This is a genomic window from Elioraea rosea (genome assembly GCF_007644105.1).
In the GTDB taxonomy this organism is placed as follows: Bacteria; Pseudomonadota; Alphaproteobacteria; order Acetobacterales; family Acetobacteraceae; genus Elioraea_A; species Elioraea_A rosea.
The window spans coordinates 18543-36135 of record NZ_VFAC01000016.1 but is presented as its reverse complement, the minus strand read 5'-3'; the positions used below and the strand labels follow the sequence as shown (position 1 = coordinate 36135).

Here is a 17593-nt window from a genome sequence, read left to right as displayed (position 1 = left end):
GCTCAGCGCGCCGGGAGGCCCAGCATCGGCCCGAGCTGGTCGATCAGCGTCCTGAGCGCGCCGAGCTGGCCGGCGAGCGCCGCGCCACCGAGCGGCGGGCCCGCGACCGGCGGGCCCGGAGGCGCGGCGGGGCCGGCGATGCCCGGAACGGGCACTCGGTCCTGCAGGAGCTCGGCCATCGAGAGCCCGCCCGAGCCGTCATAGTCGTAGCTGAGGATCAGCGCCTGCGCCGCGAAGAGGCCACCGAGCGCGCCGGCGCCGATCGCGGCGGCAAGCTCCTCGAGCTCGGTGCCGGTCGCGAGCATGGCCATGTAGGTGGCCGCGCGCGTCAGCCGTGCGATCTCGGCCGGCGCGAGCACGCCGTCGCGCGTCACGTCGGCCCAGGCAAAGATCGCGCCGACGCAGGGCTCGGTGCCGCCCGAGGCGCAGGCGGACTCGAACCCGTCGAGTGCGCCGACGAAGGAGAGCCCCTCGCCGTGCAGCAAGGCGAGATGGGCGGGAAGGCCCGGGCAGCGCGCCCATTGCGTCGCCGGCGCGTCACCCGGCAGGGCATCGTCTGGCTGCTTCGGGCCGGGCGTACCTGTCTCGAGCGCGGTGCCGGAGGGGCGGAGGATCAGCCGCGTCTGGTCCGGGTCGTCGGCGACGGCAAGCGTGTAGCCGCCGTTCTCCACGGTCCGGGCGACGCGCCACATCTCCTGCGCCCCCGCCTGCGGCAGCAGCGCCCAGTAGCGGCCGGTGAGGAAGAGAAGCGCGCCGGGGTCGGAGCATTGGCCGTTCGCCCAGAGGCCCTGTGCGGCCGCCGGGACGGCGCCCCCCTGGGCTCCCCCCTGGGCTCCCCCCTGGGCTCCCCCCTGGGCCAGCGCCGGGGCGGCGGTGAAGGCGAGCGGCAGGGCGAGCAGGGCGGCGGCGAGGTGATGGGTCATGGCGCGATCCTAATCTCGACGCCGGAGCAGAGATCGGCCCCGGCGATGCGGGCCGTGCGGCGGTCCCGGAACACGGCGGTGATGTCGTAGGTGCAGCTTCCTGCATCGGGCGGAGCAAGCACGAACGCCTGGCCGACACCGATCACCTGGTCGCCCAACCGGTCGGGGCCGCGCGGCGTGCCGGGCGCGTCTGCATGGAGCGCGATGATCGGCGCCGGCCCGCCATTGACGATGCTCGCGAAATGCGGCGGCCGGGCCTCCGTCCAGCCCGCCTCGATCACGACCTCGGAGAGGGCGCAGAAATCGAGGCCCGTTCGCTCCTCGCGGTCGCCGTTGTCGTAGGTGATGCGCACGGTCGTCGCGCAGTTCGGCGCACGCGCGGCCGGAACGCGCACCGAGCCGCCCTCGCGCATGACATCCGCGCCGAGACGATCCGGCCCCTCCTCCGCGGCGCCGTCGGGGTAGGAATAGAGCTCGAACACCACCCGGCCGGAGCGGTTCACGATGCCCACCGTGCCGGGTGACGAGGCGGCCGGCCCGCCCTGCTGCCCGCCCCCCTGCGCCTGGCCCTGCGCCTGGCCCTGCGCGGGGTCCGCCCCGGTCCAGCCTGGCGCGATCACGATCTCGGTCGTGGCGCAGAGGTCGATGCCCTCGCGCTGCTCGCGCGTGCCGTCGTCATAGGTGATGGCGAGCGTGCTCGCGCAATCGGGCGGGGCGGCGGCGGGAATGCGCACCGTCGCGCCGTCGGCCATCGTGTCGGTGCCGAGCCGATCGGGCCCGCGGCTTGCTGCGCCATCGGGGAAGGAGAACATCTCGAAGACGGTGCGGCCGGATCGGTTCACCACCGAGACCTGCCCCGCCGCTGCGGCAGGCCCCTGGCCTGCGCCGCCGCGGGGGAGCGTGTCGGCCGTCGTCCAGCCCGGCACGATCACGAGCGTGGCCGTTTCGCAGAGGTCGAGGTTCCGCCGCTCCTCCGCCCCGCCATTGTCGAACACGACGCGCACGTCATAGGCGCAGCCATGGTCGGGCACCTGGGCGGTGAAGCTTCCCCCCGGCTGGACCGTCTCGGAGCCGAGCCTGTCCTCCCCCCATTCCGTCTCGCGCGTGCCGGAGACGAAGAGCTGGTTGATGCTGCGCGGCGAGCGGTTCTCGATGACGACCGCGCGGTCGGATCCCGCGGCCGGCAACGCGCGGGCGAAGCTCACCTCGCGATTGCGGCAGACATCGACGCGCTCGCGCACCTCCTCCTCGCCATCCTCGAAGACGATGCGGATATCGACCAAGCAGCCGAAGCCGGATGGCAGGCGCACGCGGAACGTTCCGCCTGCCGGCACGACGTCGCTCCCGAAACGGTCGGGCCCCCAGTTGCGCGCTCCCTGGCCGCCGCGGGCGACGTAGAGCTCCTGGAGCTGCACCTCGCCCTCGTTCTTCAGCGTGAACTGGGGCGCGGGCTGTTGCTGCTGTGGCCTCTGCTGCTGCTGCGCGAAGGCGGGAAACGCCACCAGCACGGCGAGGAGCGCGGCGGCGAGACGCATGAACATGGGTGTTCCCCCTGAACGGTGGGGAAAGGCTCGCACGGGATGTTGCGGCCCGGCAACCGTGCGATGGGCGGGAGGCGGCGCTCAGGCCGCGTCGCCGCCGAGCGCCGCCAGCGCCATGTCGATTGCAAGCCGCGCGCCGCGGCCGGAGGGGTCTCCGGAGGGGTCGTAGGCGGCAAGCCCGAGGCAGGCGAGCGGCACGGCCTTCGCCGCCGCCGCGATCGAGGCGATCAGGTCCCCGCGCGCGGGCCAGAGCGGCGCCGGCGTGAGCGCGCCCGGGACGTTGTCGGGGCCCGCGACGTCGAGGTCGATATGCATGTACCAGCCTGGCGCCTCCGCCGCGCGGGGGGCGAGAAGTGCTTCGGTGCGCTCGGCAGCGTCGCTTCCCATCTCGGCCGCGTCGAGCCTGGCGATCGGGTTCGCGGCAAGCGCCGCTTCCTCCTCGGGGTCGAGGTCGGAGGCGCCGAGAAGTGCTGCGGCCTCTGCGCGCACGGGGCGCGAGAGGCCGGCAGCCTCGCGCCAGTCGTCGAACTCCCAGCCCAGGCAGACGGCGTAGGGCATGCCGCCGAGCAGGCCGGTGCCCGTCGTGGCGAGTGAGTGCATGTCGCCATGCGCGTCGTACCAGACGATGCCGCAGCCGCCCTTCGCGCGCGCCACGCCGCCGGCAGGCCCGACCGCGCCGGTGCAGTTGCCCTCGAGCACCAGCGGAAAACGGCCTTCGCCGATCGCCGCCGCCACCGCGTCCGACACCTGCGCGGCGAGGCGGCCGATATTGGTGACCTGGTCGCGCACGCGGGTGCCGCGGGCAAGCCCGGCCACCACGGGCTCGGCCAGGGTGTGGCCGGCCTCCGCGAGCGCCAGGGCGATGCCGGCCTCCATGATCGCGCCCGGCCCCTTCGCCGCACCCCAGCGCCCGACATCGCCGGCAAAGGGAAGCAGGATGGGCTGGATCAGCATGGCGTCGCCTCCACGAGTCGCGGGCGGCACACTACAGGAAACTGACGGGATCGACGTCCACATCCACGCGCGCTGCGCGTGGCACCTCGGTTCGCGACAACCAGTCCTCGAGCAGCGCCTGGACGTCGACGCTTCGTGCCGCCTTCAGCAGGAGCCTGCGCCTGTGCTGCCCGCGCAGGATGGCGAGCGGCGCAGGCGCGGGGCCGAGGATGCGGAACGCCTCTCCCTCGGGCGCGGTGCGCCGCAGCGCCGCCGCCGCCTCGTCCGCCACCGGCATCTCCGGGGCGGACACGATGATGGCGGCGAGCCTGCCGAAAGGCGGCCAGCCTCCCGCCCGGCGCTCGCCCATCTCCTCCGCCACGAAGCGCTCAATGTCTCCAGAGACGAGCGCCCGCATCACCGGGTGCTCGGGCGCCCAGGTCTGCAGCAGCACGCGGCCGGGATGCTCGGCGCGGCCGGCACGGCCTCCCACCTGGTGCAGCACCTGGAAGCTCCTCTCCGCCGCGCGCAGGTCGCCCCCCGCGAGGCCGAGATCGGCATCGACGACGCCGACGAGCGTCAGGTGCGGGAAGTGCCAGCCCTTGGCGACGAGCTGCGTGCCGATGATCAGATCGACCTCCCTCTCCTCGATCATCCGCGCGTAATGCGCCGCCCCTTGGGCGCCGTGGATCGTGTCGGAGGACATCTCGGCGATGCGCACGCCCCCTTCACGATGATCGGCGAAGCGCTCGCGACACTCCGCCGCGACGCGCTCGACGCCTGGGCCGACGGGGGTGAGCGTTCCCTCCTTGCCGCATTCGGGGCAGGCCTCGGGCACCGGCTCGGCATGACCGCAATGGTGGCATTCGAGGCGCTTCACGTAGCGGTGCTCGACCAGCCAGGCGGTGCAGTTGGGGCACTGGAAGCGGTGGCCGCAGGACCGGCAGAGGGTCAGCGGCGCATAGCCGCGGCGGTTCAGGAACAGGAGCACCTGCTCGCCCTTGCCCAGCGTCTCGGTCACCGCCTCGGCAAGCGGAGGGCTCAGGAACTGTCCGCGCCCAGGCGGCGTGGCGCGTAGATCGACCGCCTCGACATGCGGCATCCCCGCGCTGCCGTGCCGCTCGGGCAGGTGCAGCCGCGCATGCCGCCCCCGCTCGACATTGGCGAGCGTCTCGAGCGAGGGCGTCGCGGAGACGAGGATTGCCGGGATGTCGGTCAGGTGCGCGCGGACGAGCGCCATGTCGCGTGCGTGGTAGGCGACGCCGTCCTCCTGCTTGAAGGCCGTCTCGTGCTCCTCGTCGACGACGATCAGGCCGAGCGCGGGGAAGGGCAGGAACAGGGCCGAGCGCGCGCCGACGACGATGGGCGCACGCCCCTCCGCAACAGCTCGCCAAGTGTCGCGGCGCCTCGCACCGCCGACCTCGGAATGCCACACCGCGGGGGCGGCGCCGAAGCGCGCGCGGAACCGCTCGATCACCTGCGCAGACAGCGCGATCTCGGGCAGAAGCACCAGCGCCTGCCTGCCCCTCGCCACGGCCTCGGCCACCGCCTCGAGATAGACCTCCGTCTTGCCAGAGCCCGTCACGCCGTCGAGCAGCGTCGCGCCGGAGCCGCCTCTCGCCACCGCAGCGCGCAGCGTCGCCGCCGCCTCTGCCTGGGCGGGGGAGAGAACGGGAGGAGGTCCCGGCTCGGCCTCGAAGGAGGTGCCGCGGTCGGGCAGCGCGACGGAGAGGAGCAGCCCCGCCTCGCGCATCGCCTTGATCACGCCCGCGCCGACGCCGGCCGCGCGCGCGAGATCGCCCGGCGCCCAGGGGACCGGCGCCTCGGCCAACACCTCGGCCACCTTCGCCCGCGCCTTCGGCAGCGTCGCGGGGTCGAGGCCCGGGGCGGCGACGACGCCTGCGCGGATGCGCGGCTCGGCAAGGGCTGCGGGAACAGAGAGCGCCATGCGCAGGACGGCGCCAGGCGGCGACAGCGTCCAGTGCGCCACCCAGTCCACCAGCCGCATCAGCGGCTCGGTCATCGGCGGCGCGGGAAGCAGCGCGGCGAGAGGGCGGAGCTTCGCGTCCGGTACCGACCCCTCCGCCTCGCCGTGCCACACCGCGCCGGCGAGCATCCGCCCGCCGAGCGGGGCGGCGACGAGGGTGCCGGGCCGCACCTCCCAGCCTTCCGGCACGGCATAGTCGTAGGGCCCGGCGAGCGGCAGAGGCAGCAGCACCGGCACGCGGCGCGTCGCACCACCCTGTCGCTTTGCCTTCGCCCCTTGGGCGTCTATGGTCGGGTCGCCATCCATCGGCGCCACTTTCACCTGGGAACCGCCTCGCATGAAGTTCTTCGTCGACACCGCCGACGTCGCTGAGATCCGCGCGCTCGCCGCGCTCGGCATGGTCGACGGGGTGACGACCAACCCCTCGCTGATCGCGAAGTCGGGGCGGAAGATCGCCGACGTGATCGCCGAGATCTGCGCCGCCGTCCCAGGCCCCGTCTCCGCCGAGGTCACCGCCACCGAGTTCGACGGCATGATGAAGGAGGGGCGGTACCTCAAGGCGATCGCGCCCAACGTCGCGGTGAAGGTGCCGCTGACGGTCGATGGCCTGCGCGCCTGCAAGGCGCTCGTCGGCGAGGGCGCGATGGTCAACGTCACGCTCTGCTTCTCGGCCGCGCAGGCGATCCTTGCAGCCAAGGCGGGCGCGACCTTCGTGTCGCCCTTCGTCGGCCGGCTCGACGACGTCGGCCAGGACGGCATGGTGCTGATTGCCGAGATCGTCGAGATCTACGGCAACTACCCCGCGATCGGGACCGAGATCCTCGTCGCCTCCATCCGCCACCCGATCCATCTCGTCGAGGCCGCGAAGCTCGGCGCGCATGTCGCGACCCTGCCTCCTTCGGTGCTGCGGGCGCTGTTCAACCACCCGCTCACCGACAAGGGGCTCGCTGCCTTCCTGGCGGACTGGGCGAAGACGGGACAGAGCATCCTTTGACCGGCGACCGGCCCCGCAAGAGCAAGGGTGGTCCGGCCGCGCCGCCGGAGCCAGAGGACGCGGCGCTGGTCGAGACCTTCCTGCGGGCCAACCCCTCCTTTCTCGCCGACAATCCCGCCCTCTACCGGGCGCTGAGCCCGCCGAAGCGCGTGCACGGCGAGCGGATGGCCGACCATATGGCCGCGATGCTGGAGGCCGAGCGCGCCCGCACGGCGGAGCTTCGCGCCACGCTCGAGGACCTCGTCGGGCATGGCCGGACGAACCAGGCAAACCAGGCCCGCGCGCACAAGGCCGTGCTCGCGCTGATGGCCGCGCGCACGCCGGCAGAGGCGCTCGACATCATCGTGCAGGAGTGGCCCGACCTGCTCGGGCTCGACGTCGTCACCGTCTGCGCCGAGGGGCGCGCGGTGGTCGGCGCACGGCCGCTCGCACGCGGCACGGTGGCGCGGCTCCTTCCCGGCTCGGCCTCCATCGTGCTCCGCCCGCACGCCTCCGACACCGAGATCCTCTACGGCGAGGCGGCGGCACTCGTTGCCTCAGACGCGCTCGCCAGGCTCTCCCTCGCCTCGGGGGGCGAGGCGCTGCTTGCCTGCGGCTCGCGCGACACGGGGCATTTCGAACCGAGGCAGGGAACGGAGATCGTCTCCTTCCTCGCCGCCGCGGCGGCGATCACGCTCGGCCGCGCAGACGGGTGACGTGACCGAGAAGCCGCTGATCGGCGCCTATCTCGCCTGGCTCGCGGGCCAGAAGCGGGCGGCCGAGGCGACGGTGGTGAACTACGGGCGCGATGTCGCCGGGCTGCTCGGCTTCCTCACCGCCCATCTCGGCGCCGAGCCGGACCGTGCCGCCCTCGGCCGGGTCACCCAGGCCGATCTGCGTGCCTGGCTCGCCCATCTCGCCGCGTCGGGCCTCGCGCCGCCCTCGCGCGCGCGGGCGCTTTCAGCCGTGCGCGGCTTCTTCCGCTTCCTCGCCCGCACCGGGGGGCCGGAAAACCCCGCCGCCGCGGCGCTCGGCACGCCGAAGCGCCGCCCACCCATCCCCCGCGCGCTCGCCGAGGACGATGCCCGGGCGGTGACGGAGGAGATCTCTGCCGAGGCCGAGCCGTGGGTCGCCGCGCGCGATGCCGCGATCGCCGCCCTTCTCTATGGCGCGGGGCTGCGCATCGCCGAGACGCTGTCGCTGACCCGCGCGGAGGCACCGCTTCCGGGGTCGGAGGCCGGCCTGCGCGTGCGCGGCAAGGGCAACAAGGAGCGCGTGGTTCCCGTGCTTCCCGCCGTGCGCGGGGCCGTCGCGGCCTACCTCGCGCTCTGCCCGCACGCGCTCGGCGGCAGCGACCCGCTGTTCGTCGGCGTGCGCGGCGGCGTGCTCAACCAGCGCCAGGTGCGCGGCGCGATGATCGCGCTTCGTCGCCGCCTCGGCCTTCCCGAGCACGCCACGCCGCACGCGCTGCGCCACAGCTTCGCGACCCACCTGCTCGAGGGCGGCGCGGACCTCCGTGCCATCCAGGACCTTCTCGGCCATGCGAGCCTGTCGACCACGCAGCGCTATACGGCGGTGGACGAAGCCCGCCTGATGGCGGTGTGGAAGAAGGCGCACCCGCGGGCGTGAGCGGCGGTTTCATTGCCCGCGCCGCCGCTTTCCCTTATCTTTGCCGGCAGCGGTGACCATATGCTTCGCGAAGGAGGTGCCCATGATCAACCGGAAGTGGCCGCCCGTCTGAAGCGACGCGTCCAGCCTGCAGGTTCGGGGCGGCCATCGGCCGCCCTCGCCGTTTCTGCTGCCCCATGAGACCTCAGGCGGGGTCGATCTCGTCGAGAAAGCCAGGAAGGTCGGGGCTTTCGCCGATCGCGACCGCAAGCTCCTCCAGGGCCCTGCGCGCCACTGGAAGGTACTCGCCACGCATACGCTCCGTGATGTGGGCATAGAGCTGGTTCTGCCGCTCACGAGGCAGGTCGTGAAATCCCTCCGTGCCCAGCACATTGTAGGCTTGCGTCATGAATTCGTCGGTCTCGTAGAAGCTGACGACAAACCGTACGGCCGCAGGCGGCAGCAGCCCGAGCGTGTCCTGGTTCCCGACATAGACCGGGTATTGCGGCGGCACCGGCACCACGAAGGGGCTGAATTCGGCAGGCTTGGCAGCCAGCGTCGCCATCACGTCCGGCGAGAGCCCGAGCCAGGTCGCCTCGGCATTGACGCGGATCTCGGCCGCGAGCGCGACGGCGACGGCGCGGCGCCGCTCCTCGAGCCTGCGCCGGTACTCAACCAGTGAGCCTGTCGCGGTGATGATGCCGACGAGCAGGATCGCCTCGGCGTCGGACACCGGCAGCGCGGCGAGCAGCACAAGCAGAAGCCCCGCCGTCGCCACGGCCAGGACCACCATCGCCCCACCATCGAGCCACCCCGAGCGGTGGGCCAGAAGCGACACGACGGCGACGGCAGCGAGGATGAGCAGGGCAGTCGCCGCCTCCTGCGCAGGCCCGGCAGGCAGCATCGCGAGGATCAGGAACGCCAGCCCGCCGATCGTGCCGAGCACGACCGCGTCGGCCGGAAGCTCGCCTCCTCCCTTCCCGGCCGCCACGCTCAGCGCCTGACCTGGTACACCGTCCGCCGCACCTTGCGCCGCCAGCGCAGGAGCCACTCCGCGGCGCGGTCACGGCCCTGGTCCATCTGCGCTGTGTATTTCGGGAACTTCCGCCGCATCCAGTCGATCGTGCGCTGCGCCCAGGCATACTCGTCGCGCAGGATGTAGAGGCCGACGGCGAGGAACAGGAAGCCCTGCAGGAATGGCAGGAAGATCCCCGCCACGCCGAGCAGCAGGAACCCCCAGCCGGACATGATCTTGCCCCGCCGCGCCCAGCGGCTCGGCGGCTTCGGCGGGAGCATGCGGGGGATCGTGAGGTATTCGCGGCGGCGTGCCATGGCGCCCGGGGTATGGCCCCTCGCGCCGCCCCGTTCAACCCCACTTGCAGCCGCTCACGCCCGGCGTGATCGTGTCGGGCATGACATCGCCGCGCGCCCCCGTATCGCGCCCGCTGCTGCTCGCGGGGCTCGGGGCGGCGCAGATCATGGGCTGGGGATCGACCTTCTACCTGCCCTCCGTGCTCGGCCCACCGATGGGCGCGGAACTTGGCCTCGGCCAGGACGTGATCTTCGTCGGCGTGACGGTGATGTACCTCACCGGCGCGGTGATCGCCCCGCCGATCGGCCGGGCGGTGGACCGCCTCGGCGCGCGCGCGACCATGGCCGCCGGCACGCTCGTCGCGGCCGCAGCGCTGGTGTTGCTCGCCCTCGCCGAAGGCCTCGCGGGCTACATCACGGCCTGGGTGGCACTCGGGCTGATGCTGCCGATGACGCTCGGCCAGACCGGGTTCGCAGCGATCGCCCAGGCCGTGCCAGGCCCCGCGGCACGGCGGGCGATGACGCTGCTGACGCTCACCACCGGCTTCACCGCCACCGTCACCTGGCCGGCGACCGCGGCGCTCGAGGCCGAACTCGGCTGGCGCGGCACCTGCCTTGCCTTCGCGGCAATGCATCTCGCTATCGCCCTGCCGCTCTACCTCCTGGTCCTGCCGCGCGGCGGAGCGGCGCGGGCGGACGCGGCAAGGGATGCACCACCTCCCGCCGCGATCCCACGCGGGCGATTCGTGCTGCTGGTGCTTGCGCTCGGCGTGCCGAACGCGATCGGCGCGGGCGTGTCGCTCTCGGTCATCGCCATGCTCGCCGCCTTCGGCCACGCCCCGGCCGGGGCGATCGCGATCGCTGCGCTGCACGGTCCGGCGCAGGTGGGCGCTAGGATCATCGACCTCTCCCTCGGGGCGAGGACGACGGCGATGGGAACCGGCCTCTTCTCTGCCGTGATGCTTCCCCTCTCCTTCCTGCCGCTCGCCTTCGGCGGGACGACGACGGGCGCCTCGGCCTTCGCGGTGACGTTCGGCATCGCCAACGGGCTGATGACGGTGGTGCGCGCCCAGCTGCCGCTGGAGCTCGCCGGGGCTTCCGGCTACGGCACGCTGACGGGCCGCCTCGCCCTGCCGGGCAACGTGATGATGGCGCTCGCCCCGCCCCTCTTCGCAGCCATCCTGGAGCGCGGCGGCATCGGCGCCTTCGTGGCGCTTGCCTTCGCCCTCTCCCTCGTCGCGCTCGGGGCGCTGGCCGCGCTGGCGCTGGCCCGGGCGCGGGAACCGCGAGGCTGAGCTCAGCGGCGCGGCCCGAAGCTCTCGAGCGTCCACACGATCGGGTCGTGGCTGATCGTCACGGTTCCCTGGCGCGGGCGGTTGATGTCGACGATCAGGACGAGCGCCGACGCCCAGAGAACCAGCAGGAGCGTGGACATCACGAGCTGGCGGAATCCCGTGCTGCCGAAATGATACCCCATCGCACCGACGGCGATGATCGATGTCCAGAGCAGCAATCGCAGGATGTGCAGCGGCACGCGCTCGGTGAAGAACCGCTTCTGCGTCGTCGCCAGGTCGAACATCTCGTTCAGCGACGAGAGCATGAGTCCGGAGACGGCATTGGGGTTCGCGCGCGCGACGTCCGTGGCGATCTGCCACAGCGCGCCCTGAAGCCGCGCCGTCTCGGCATCGAGCCTGTCGCCATCATCGCGGGTGCGGATGTCCCGATAGACGCGCACGCGCACCTCGCCGTACTCGGCGATTAGCGACTGCATCCGTGCGCCCTCGTCCCCGCCGATCACCCCGGCCCGCAGCCAGGCCGTGCCGATGGCATTGGCCTCGTTGAGCACGACGCCGCGCCGCTCGTTGTGGCGGCTGTCGGCGAGCGAGAGCGAGATGCCGAGCAGGAAGGCGAGCAGGCCGAGGATGCCGCCGACGATGAAGCCGATTCCGGAGCGGGCGGTCTCGTCCGCCGTGCGGCTGTTGAAGGCGCGCCGGCCGATCCGGTAGCCGATCTCGGCCACGGCCATGTAGATCGCGAGCAGCGCGAGGAAGAGCAGGAACAGGCTCTGGTCCGCCACGAAGCCGAGCGTTTCGAGCAGGGGCCCCTGGCTCATGCGCCCTCCGTCGTGACGCGATCGTTATGGCCTAAATATGAATGGGTCGCCCCGCCACGGCAAGGGCTGCCTCCTTCACCGCCTCGTTCAGCGAGGGGTGGGCGTGGCTCGTGCGCGCGACGTCCTCGGCAGAGGCGGAGAACTCCACCGCCAGCGCGAGCTCGGCGATCAGCGTTCCGGCATCGGGGCCGATGATGTGGGCGCCGAGGATGCGGTCGGTCGCCGCGTCTGCGAGGATCTTCACGAACCCGTCCGTCTCGCCCATCGCGCGGGCGCGGCCATTCGCGGTGAAGGGGAACTTGCCCGAGCGATACGCCACGCCGGCGGTCTTGAGCTGCTCCTCCGTCGCGCCGACCGAGGCCACCTCCGGCCACGTGTACACGACGCCGGGGATCGCATCGTAGTTGATGTGCGGGTGCTCGCCCGCGATCTGCTCGGCGAGCGCCACACCCTCCTCCTCGGCCTTGTGCGCCAGCATCGGCCCCACGATCACGTCGCCGATCGCCCAAATGCCGGGAACGGATGTGGCGAAGCCCTCAGTGCGGATGCGCCCGCGCTCGTCGAGCGCAACGCCGACGGCGTCGAGGTTGAGCCCGGCCGTGTGCGGCTTCCGCCCGATCGCGACCAGCACGACATCGGCCGTGATCTCCTCCGCCGCGCCGCCCTTGGCGGGCTCGAGGCTCAGCACCACACCCTCGTTCGTGGTGCGCGCCCCCGTCACCTTCGTGCCGAGGCGGAACGTCACGCCCTGCTTGCCTAGGATGCGCTGGAAGTGCTTGGCGACCTCTCCGTCCATCGTCGGAACGATCCGGTCGAGGAACTCGACGACCGTCACCTTCGCGCCGAGCCGCCGCCATACCGAGCCGAGCTCGAGCCCGATATAGCCGCCGCCGATCACCACGAGATGGCCCGGCACCTGGTCGAGCTCGAGCCCGCCGGTCGACGTCACGATGCGCTTCTCGTCCACCTTCACGCCGGGAAGGTCGACGCTGTCCGAGCCGGTCGCGATCACGATGTGCTTGGTGCGATGCGCGGTGCCGTCCACCTCGACGACACCCGGCGCGGCGATCCGGCCGGTGCCCTTGAGCCAGGTCACCTTGTTCTTCTTGAACAGGAACTCGATGCCCTGGACGTTCGCCTTCACCACCTCGCCCTTGCGCGCGAGCATGCGCCCGAGGTCGAGCTCCACATCGCCCTTCACCACGACGCCGTGGTCGGCCAGCGCATGGCGCGCCTCCTCGTACTTCTCCGAGGATTGCAGCAGCGCCTTGGACGGGATGCAGCCGATGTTCAGGCAGGTGCCGCCGAGGGTCGCGCGCTTCTCGACGCAGGCCACCTTCATGCCGAGCTGGGCTGCGCGGATCGCGCAGACATAGCCGCCAGGGCCCCCGCCGATCACGATCACGTCGAACTCGGTTTCAGCCATCGGTTTTCCCCTCAGCGTCCATGGAACTCGGTGCGCGCGATCGCCGCGATCTCCGCGAGCGAGGTCACCGACCAGTCTGGCACGACCGCGACGTCCGGCGTCGCGCCCGTCCCGGTGCGCCGCGCACGGCGGTTGACCCACACGCAAGGGAGGCCGAGCGCGCGGGCGGGCTGGATGTCGTGGAACTTCGACTGCGCGACGTGCAGCACCTCGTCCTTGGCAATGCCTTGTGCGGCGAGGATGCCGAGCGCGCGCTCGAAATGCGCATGGTGCGGCTTGTAGTGCCCGACATCCTGCGCCGTGACGGTGAAGTGCGGCGTGGTGCCGATCGCCGCGATCGAGCCCGAGAGGCTGGCGCGGTCGACATTGGAGAGGATGCCGAGGGTGAACCGCCCGGCCAGCTCGGCGAAGGCCGCAGGCGTGTCGGGGAACGGCGGCCATGAGGGAACCGAGGCGCCGAAGGCACGCGCCGTGTCGGTGTCGCGCGGCAGGCCGAGGCGGGTGGCGAGGTCGAGCCAGGCACGCGCCAGGATCTCGGGATAGAGCGCCGCGGGGTCGGCCTCCTGGTGGCGGTGCTCGATGTCGCCGAAGGTCTCGAGGATCGCGTCATCCGACACGTCCAGCTCCTGGGCGTCGCGCAGCGGGGAGACGAAGCCGAGGATCCCCTTCTCCCAGTCGATCAGCGTGCCGTAGCAGTCGAAGGTCAGTGCCTTGAAGCGGCGGAGGTCGAGCATGGTCAGGCGCCCGCCACCGTCAGCCCGTCGATGCGAATGGTCGGCGCATCGGTGCCGCGGCGGAACACGAGGTCGTTTGCGGGGATCAGCCGCGCGAACATCTCCTTCAGGTTCCCTGCAACCGTGATCTCCGCCACGGGTTCCGCGAGCGCGCCGTCGCGGATCATGAACCCCGCCGCGCCGCGGCTGTAGTCGCCGGTCACCGGGTTGATGCCCATGCCGATCAGCTCCGTCACGAACAGGCCTTCGCGGATGTCGCCCATCAGCTCCTCCGGGCTCGACGTGCCGGCGGCGAGCCAGAGATTGGTCGTCGCCGGCGATGGCGGGCCGGCAACGCCGCGCGCGGCATGGCCCGTCGTCGCAAGCCCGAGCATCCGCGCGGTGCGGCAATCGAGGATCCAGCTCGCGAGAACGCCGTCCTCGACGACGGCGCGCTTTCGCGTCGCCATGCCTTCCGCGTCGAAGGGGCGCGAGCGCAGGCCGCGCGGGCGCGTCGGGTCGTCATGGATCGCGATGCCGGGGGCGAACACGCGCTGGCCGAGGCTCTCCTTCAGGAACGATGTGCCGCGCGCGACGGAGGCGCCGTTGACCGCGGAGGCGAGGTGCGAGACGAGGCTGGTCGCCACGCGCGGGTGATAGACCACGGGCATCGTCGCCGTCGCCGGCCGGCGCGGGTTGAGCCGCGCGATCGCCTGCTCGCCGGCGCGGCGGCCGAGCGTGGCGGCATCCTCGAGCCCGGCGAGATGCGTCGCGGTCGCATAGTCGTAGTCGCGCTCCATCGCCGTGCCCTCGCCGGCGACGGCCGTGACGGACACGGAATGGCTCGTCCGCGCATAGGCGCCGGCGAAGCCGTTCGAGGCGACGATGGCGACGGCGGAACGGCCGAAGCCCGCCTCCGCCCCTTCCGTGTTGGTCACGCCCGCGATGGCGAGTGCTGCATCCTCCGCCGCCGCCGCGCGGGCGGAGAGGGCAGCGACGTCCGGCTCGGCATCGTCCACGAGGTCGAGCGCCGCGAGGCGTGCGGCGAGATCGCCGGCACCGTCCGGCGCCTCGGCGAGGCCGGCATGCGGGTCCTCCGGCACGGCGCGGGCCATCGCCACCGCACGCTCTGCAAGCCGGGCGAAGGCGGCGGGGTTGGTGTCGGTGGTCGCGACCATCGCCTGGCGTGTGCCGACGAACACGCGAAGCCCGATGTCGCGGCTCTCCGCCCGCTCGACATGCTCGGTCTGGCCGAGGCGGCGCTGCACCGAGAGCGAGGCGCCCTCGGCGTAGAGCGCATCGGCCGCATCGGCGCCGGCTCGCTTCGCCGCGGCGACGAGGTCGGCCAGCAGGCCGAGCTTCTCCCCGCTCATACGGCGAGCTTCTCTGCGATCATCGGCAGGCGCGGCAGCTTCGATACGGGGCCGACGGCGGCGAGCGTCGGCGCTGCGCGGAACATCCGCCGCGCCGAGGCGGCCACGTCCTCCGCCGTCACGGCGGCGAGCTTCGCGAGCGTCTCCTCCATCGGGATCACCCGGCCCCAGGTGTGGATGTGGTGCGCAATCTGCTCGCAGCGCGACGAGGTGCTCTCGAGCGACATCAGCAGCGAGGCCTTCACCTGCGCCTTGGCGCGGGCAAGCTCCTCCTCCGTCACGCGCTGCTGCACGGCGGCAAGCTCGCCGAGCACCACCGGAACGAGCTCGGCCGCCTCGGCCTCGCCCGTTCCGGCATAGATGCCGAACGTTCCGCCATCGAGATAGGGCGAGAGGAAGGAGGAGATGGCGTAGACGAGGCCGCGCTTCTCGCGCACCTCCTGGAACAGCCGGCTCGACATGCCGCCCCCGAGAAGCGTCGAGAGTAGCAGGCCTGCGTGGTACTGCGGATCCGCATAGGCCATCGCGGGGAAGCCGAGCACGAGGTGGACCTGGTCGAGCTCCTGGCTGTCGCGGAACTCGCCGCCTTCGTAGCGTGCCTCCGGCGCCGGCGCGGCGGTGGCCACCGGAAGGGCGGAGAAGTGCTCGGCGGCGAGCTCGAGCAGCGCCTCGTGGGTGATCGCCCCGGCGGCCGCCACAACCACGCGGTCGGGCGTGTAGTGGGTGCGCATGTAGCCGACGAGCGCCTCGCGCGGCATGGCCTTGATCACCGCCTCGGTGCCGAGCGTGGGCAGGCCCATTGGCTGGCCCGGATAGGCCGTCGCCTGGAAATGGTCGAACACGATGTCGTCGGGCGTGTCGTTCGCCTGACCGATCTCCTGCAGGATCACGCCCCGCTCGCGCTCGAGTTCCTCGGGGTCGAACACCGAGTGCTGCAGGATGTCGCCGATGATGTCTGCCGCGAGCGCGGCGTCCTCCTTCAGTACCTTGGCGTAGTAGGCGGTGCGCTCGCGCGCCGTGTAGGCGTTCAGGTGCCCACCGACATCCTCGATCTCCTCGGCGATCTTCGCGGCCGAGCGGCGCGTCGTTCCCTTGAACGCCATGTGCTCGAGGAAATGGCTCGCGCCGTTCTCCTCCTCCCGCTCGTGGCGCGTGCCGGCGGCGACGTACGCGCCGAGGCTCACCGTGCCGACATGCGGCATGGTTTCCGACACCACCGTGAGGCCCGAAGGAAGGCGCGTGGTGCGGATCGTGTCTGTCATGCGATTTCCCTGGGGGCGTTCCTGAGAGCGTGGCGTCTGACGAAGGCCTCGATGGAGGCCAGGTCGTTGGGAAGCTCGGCGCAGCGTTCGGGCCGCGTCTCGAGATCGGCAAGCCGGGCGGGGAGCGCGGGGCGGCGGCCCGTGGCCTGCGCGACGGCGTCGGGGAACTTCGCGGGATGGGCGGTGGCCGCGACGACGACGGGGATGTCGGGGTCGGGCGGCATGTGCGCGCGCGCCGCGGCGACGCCGATCGCGGTGTGCGGGTCGGCGAGATAGCCGGCGCGGTCGAGCCGGGTGATCTCGGCGAGGGTCGCTGCGTCGTCGCAGGCCGAGGCGCGGAACAGCGCCGTCGCGCGCCGCCAGGTGGCATCGGGCACCGGCATGCGCCCCTCCGCGCGGAACGCCGCCATCGCCTTGGCGGTCGCGCCCGCGTCACGGTCCATCAGCTCGAACAGCAGCCGCTCGAAATTGCTGCTCACCTGGATGTCCATCGAGGGCGAGAGGCTCGGCTCGACGGTGCGGATCGACATATCGTTGGCGGCGATGAAGCGGGCGAGGATGTCGTTGCGGTTGGCGCCGAGGGTCAGCGAGTGCACGGAGAGGCCCATGCGCCGTGCGGCCGAGGCGGCGAGCACGTTGCCGAAATTCCCCGTCGGCACCGCGAAGGCGACCTGCCGTTCCGGCGCGCCGAGAGCCAGCGCTGCGTAGGCGTAGTAGGCGATCTGCGCCGCCACCCGCGCCCAGTTGATCGAGTTCACGGCGGAGAGCCGCATCTCGTCGCGGAAGGGCGCGTCGGCGAACATCGCCTTCACCAGGTCCTGGCAGTCGTCGAACGTGCCCTCGACGGCGACGTTGGCGACATTCGGGGCGAGCACGGTCGTCATCTGGCGGCGCTGGATCGCGCTCGTCCGCCCCTTCGGGTGGAGGATGACGATGTCGATGTTCGCCCGGTCGCGGCACGCCTCGATGGCGGCGGAGCCCGTGTCGCCCGAGGTGGCGCCGACGATGGTGATGCGCGAGCCGCGCCGGGCGAGCACATGGTCGAACAGCCGGCCGAGAAGCTGCAGCGCGAAATCCTTGAAGGCGAGCGTGGGCCCGTGGAACAGCTCGAGCGCGAAGAGGCGATGGTCGAGCTGCACGAGCGGGGCGACGGCGGGGTGGCCGAAGCCGGCATAGGCCTCGCGGCAGAGGCGCGTCAGTGTCGCGGGGTCGATCGCGTCATCGACGAAGGGCGCGAGGATGCGGGCGGTGAGCTCGGGATACGAGAGCCCCCGGAGCGCCCGCCACTGGTCCTTCGTCAGGGAAGGCCACGCCTCTGGCACGTAGAGCCCGCCATCGGCGGCGAGGCCGGCAAGAAGCGTGTCCTCGAAGCCAAGAACAGGGGCAAGGCCGCGGGTCGAGATATAGCGCATGGCGGCCGGACATTAGGG

General features: G+C 72.2%; 16 protein-coding genes. 4 read left to right on the top strand and 12 right to left on the bottom strand.

Annotation, left to right across the window (positions count from 1 at the left end; translation table 11 throughout):
* Nucleotides 1-2 precede the first annotated feature (2 nt).
* The 4 genes from FIF60_RS11620 to FIF60_RS11605 all read right to left on the bottom strand — a co-directional run bounded on the left by FIF60_RS11620 (nt 3) and on the right by FIF60_RS11605 (nt 5723).
* Nucleotides 3-923: a hypothetical protein gene (locus FIF60_RS11620; protein WP_144186249.1), complete on the bottom strand. Its 921-nt coding sequence runs from the start codon at nt 921-923 to the stop codon at nt 3-5.
* Entirely contained in the window at nt 920-2464 is a 1545-nt protein-coding gene (locus FIF60_RS11615; RefSeq protein ID WP_144186248.1) for a hypothetical protein, read from the bottom strand. The genes FIF60_RS11620 and FIF60_RS11615 overlap by 4 nt, the downstream gene beginning before the upstream one ends.
* A gap of 81 nt (nt 2465-2545) precedes the next feature.
* Nucleotides 2546-3418, bottom strand: a complete 873-nt coding sequence (locus FIF60_RS11610) for an arginase family protein (protein WP_158639180.1) — start codon at nt 3416-3418, stop codon at nt 2546-2548.
* A gap of 31 nt (nt 3419-3449) precedes the next feature.
* Nucleotides 3450-5723: a primosomal protein N' gene (locus FIF60_RS11605; protein WP_239451597.1), complete on the bottom strand. Its 2274-nt coding sequence runs from the start codon at nt 5721-5723 to the stop codon at nt 3450-3452.
* Between FIF60_RS11605 and fsa the strand changes: the two genes are divergently transcribed.
* From fsa to FIF60_RS11590, 3 genes are read left to right on the top strand one after another with little or no spacing between them, the layout of a single operon-like run.
* Nucleotides 5722-6378: a fructose-6-phosphate aldolase gene (gene fsa, locus FIF60_RS11600; RefSeq protein ID WP_144186246.1), complete on the top strand. Its 657-nt coding sequence runs from the start codon at nt 5722-5724 to the stop codon at nt 6376-6378. The genes FIF60_RS11605 and fsa overlap by 2 nt on opposite strands.
* Nucleotides 6375-7073, top strand: a complete 699-nt coding sequence (locus tag FIF60_RS11595; protein WP_158639179.1) for a DUF484 family protein — start codon at nt 6375-6377, stop codon at nt 7071-7073. Before fsa ends, FIF60_RS11595 begins: the two co-directional genes overlap by 4 nt.
* A 1-nt stretch (nt 7074) precedes the next feature.
* Nucleotides 7075-7986, top strand: a complete 912-nt coding sequence (locus FIF60_RS11590) for a tyrosine recombinase XerC (RefSeq protein WP_144186244.1) — start codon at nt 7075-7077, stop codon at nt 7984-7986.
* Between the two features lie 184 nt (nt 7987-8170).
* On the opposite strand, the gene FIF60_RS11585 is transcribed toward FIF60_RS11590, so the two are convergent.
* Both FIF60_RS11585 and FIF60_RS11580 read right to left on the bottom strand, forming a co-directional pair.
* The gene (locus tag FIF60_RS11585; RefSeq protein ID WP_144186243.1) at nt 8171-8956 is read right to left on the bottom strand and encodes a hypothetical protein; all 786 of its coding nucleotides are present in this window, start codon (nt 8954-8956) and stop codon (nt 8171-8173) included.
* A gap of 2 nt (nt 8957-8958) precedes the next feature.
* Nucleotides 8959-9261 (bottom strand): PGPGW domain-containing protein, encoded by a 303-nt coding sequence (locus FIF60_RS11580; protein ID WP_158639178.1) that lies wholly within the window; start codon nt 9259-9261, stop codon nt 8959-8961.
* A 116-nt stretch (nt 9262-9377) separates the two neighbouring features.
* On the opposite strand from FIF60_RS11580, the gene FIF60_RS11575 reads away from it, so the two are divergent.
* On the top strand, nt 9378-10571 hold the full coding sequence (locus FIF60_RS11575; RefSeq protein ID WP_144186241.1) for an MFS transporter: 1194 nt from the start codon (nt 9378-9380) through the stop codon (nt 10569-10571).
* A gap of 2 nt (nt 10572-10573) precedes the next feature.
* On the opposite strand, the gene FIF60_RS11570 is transcribed toward FIF60_RS11575, so the two are convergent.
* From FIF60_RS11570 to thrC, 6 genes are read right to left on the bottom strand one after another with little or no spacing between them, the layout of a single operon-like run.
* A complete protein-coding gene (locus FIF60_RS11570; protein WP_144186240.1) occupies nt 10574-11389 on the bottom strand; it encodes a bestrophin-like domain in 816 nt (271 codons plus the stop codon).
* 31 nt (nt 11390-11420) lie between these two features.
* Nucleotides 11421-12815 (bottom strand): dihydrolipoyl dehydrogenase, encoded by a 1395-nt coding sequence (lpdA, locus tag FIF60_RS11565; RefSeq protein ID WP_144186239.1) that lies wholly within the window; start codon nt 12813-12815, stop codon nt 11421-11423.
* Between the two features lie 11 nt (nt 12816-12826).
* Nucleotides 12827-13549 (bottom strand): HAD-IA family hydrolase, encoded by a 723-nt coding sequence (locus tag FIF60_RS11560; protein ID WP_144186238.1) that lies wholly within the window; start codon nt 13547-13549, stop codon nt 12827-12829.
* Between the two features lie 2 nt (nt 13550-13551).
* Nucleotides 13552-14901, bottom strand: coding sequence for a TldD/PmbA family protein (locus tag FIF60_RS11555; protein ID WP_144186237.1), 1350 nt, complete (start codon nt 14899-14901; stop codon nt 13552-13554).
* Entirely contained in the window at nt 14898-16163 is a 1266-nt protein-coding gene (locus tag FIF60_RS11550; protein WP_144186236.1) for a M16 family metallopeptidase, read from the bottom strand. The genes FIF60_RS11555 and FIF60_RS11550 overlap by 4 nt, the downstream gene beginning before the upstream one ends.
* Nucleotides 16160-17575 (bottom strand): threonine synthase, encoded by a 1416-nt coding sequence (thrC, locus tag FIF60_RS11545; protein WP_144186235.1) that lies wholly within the window; start codon nt 17573-17575, stop codon nt 16160-16162. The genes FIF60_RS11550 and thrC overlap by 4 nt, the downstream gene beginning before the upstream one ends.
* Between the last annotated feature and the right edge of the window lie 18 nt (nt 17576-17593).

Excerpts from the sequence above, each read along its gene's own strand:
- FIF60_RS11620 (WP_144186249.1), bottom strand. The coding sequence starts at position 923 with ATGACCCATCACCTCGCCGCCGCCCTGCTCGCCCTGCCGCTCGCCTTC.
- FIF60_RS11615 (WP_144186248.1), bottom strand. The coding sequence starts at position 2,464 with ATGTTCATGCGTCTCGCCGCCGCGCTCCTCGCCGTGCTGGTGGCGTTT.
- FIF60_RS11610 (WP_158639180.1), bottom strand. The coding sequence starts at position 3,418 with ATGCTGATCCAGCCCATCCTGCTTCCCTTTGCCGGCGATGTCGGGCGC.
- fsa (WP_144186246.1), top strand. The coding sequence starts at position 5,722 with ATGAAGTTCTTCGTCGACACCGCCGACGTCGCTGAGATCCGCGCGCTC.
- FIF60_RS11605 (WP_239451597.1), bottom strand. The coding sequence starts at position 5,723 with ATGCGAGGCGGTTCCCAGGTGAAAGTGGCGCCGATGGATGGCGACCCG.
- FIF60_RS11580 (WP_158639178.1), bottom strand. The coding sequence starts at position 9,261 with ATGCTCCCGCCGAAGCCGCCGAGCCGCTGGGCGCGGCGGGGCAAGATC.
- FIF60_RS11575 (WP_144186241.1), top strand. The coding sequence starts at position 9,378 with ATGACATCGCCGCGCGCCCCCGTATCGCGCCCGCTGCTGCTCGCGGGG.
- FIF60_RS11570 (WP_144186240.1), bottom strand. The coding sequence starts at position 11,389 with ATGAGCCAGGGGCCCCTGCTCGAAACGCTCGGCTTCGTGGCGGACCAG.
- lpdA (WP_144186239.1), bottom strand. The coding sequence starts at position 12,815 with ATGGCTGAAACCGAGTTCGACGTGATCGTGATCGGCGGGGGCCCTGGC.
- FIF60_RS11560 (WP_144186238.1), bottom strand. The coding sequence starts at position 13,549 with ATGCTCGACCTCCGCCGCTTCAAGGCACTGACCTTCGACTGCTACGGC.
- FIF60_RS11555 (WP_144186237.1), bottom strand. The coding sequence starts at position 14,901 with ATGAGCGGGGAGAAGCTCGGCCTGCTGGCCGACCTCGTCGCCGCGGCG.
- FIF60_RS11550 (WP_144186236.1), bottom strand. The coding sequence starts at position 16,163 with ATGACAGACACGATCCGCACCACGCGCCTTCCTTCGGGCCTCACGGTG.
- thrC (WP_144186235.1), bottom strand. The coding sequence starts at position 17,575 with ATGCGCTATATCTCGACCCGCGGCCTTGCCCCTGTTCTTGGCTTCGAG.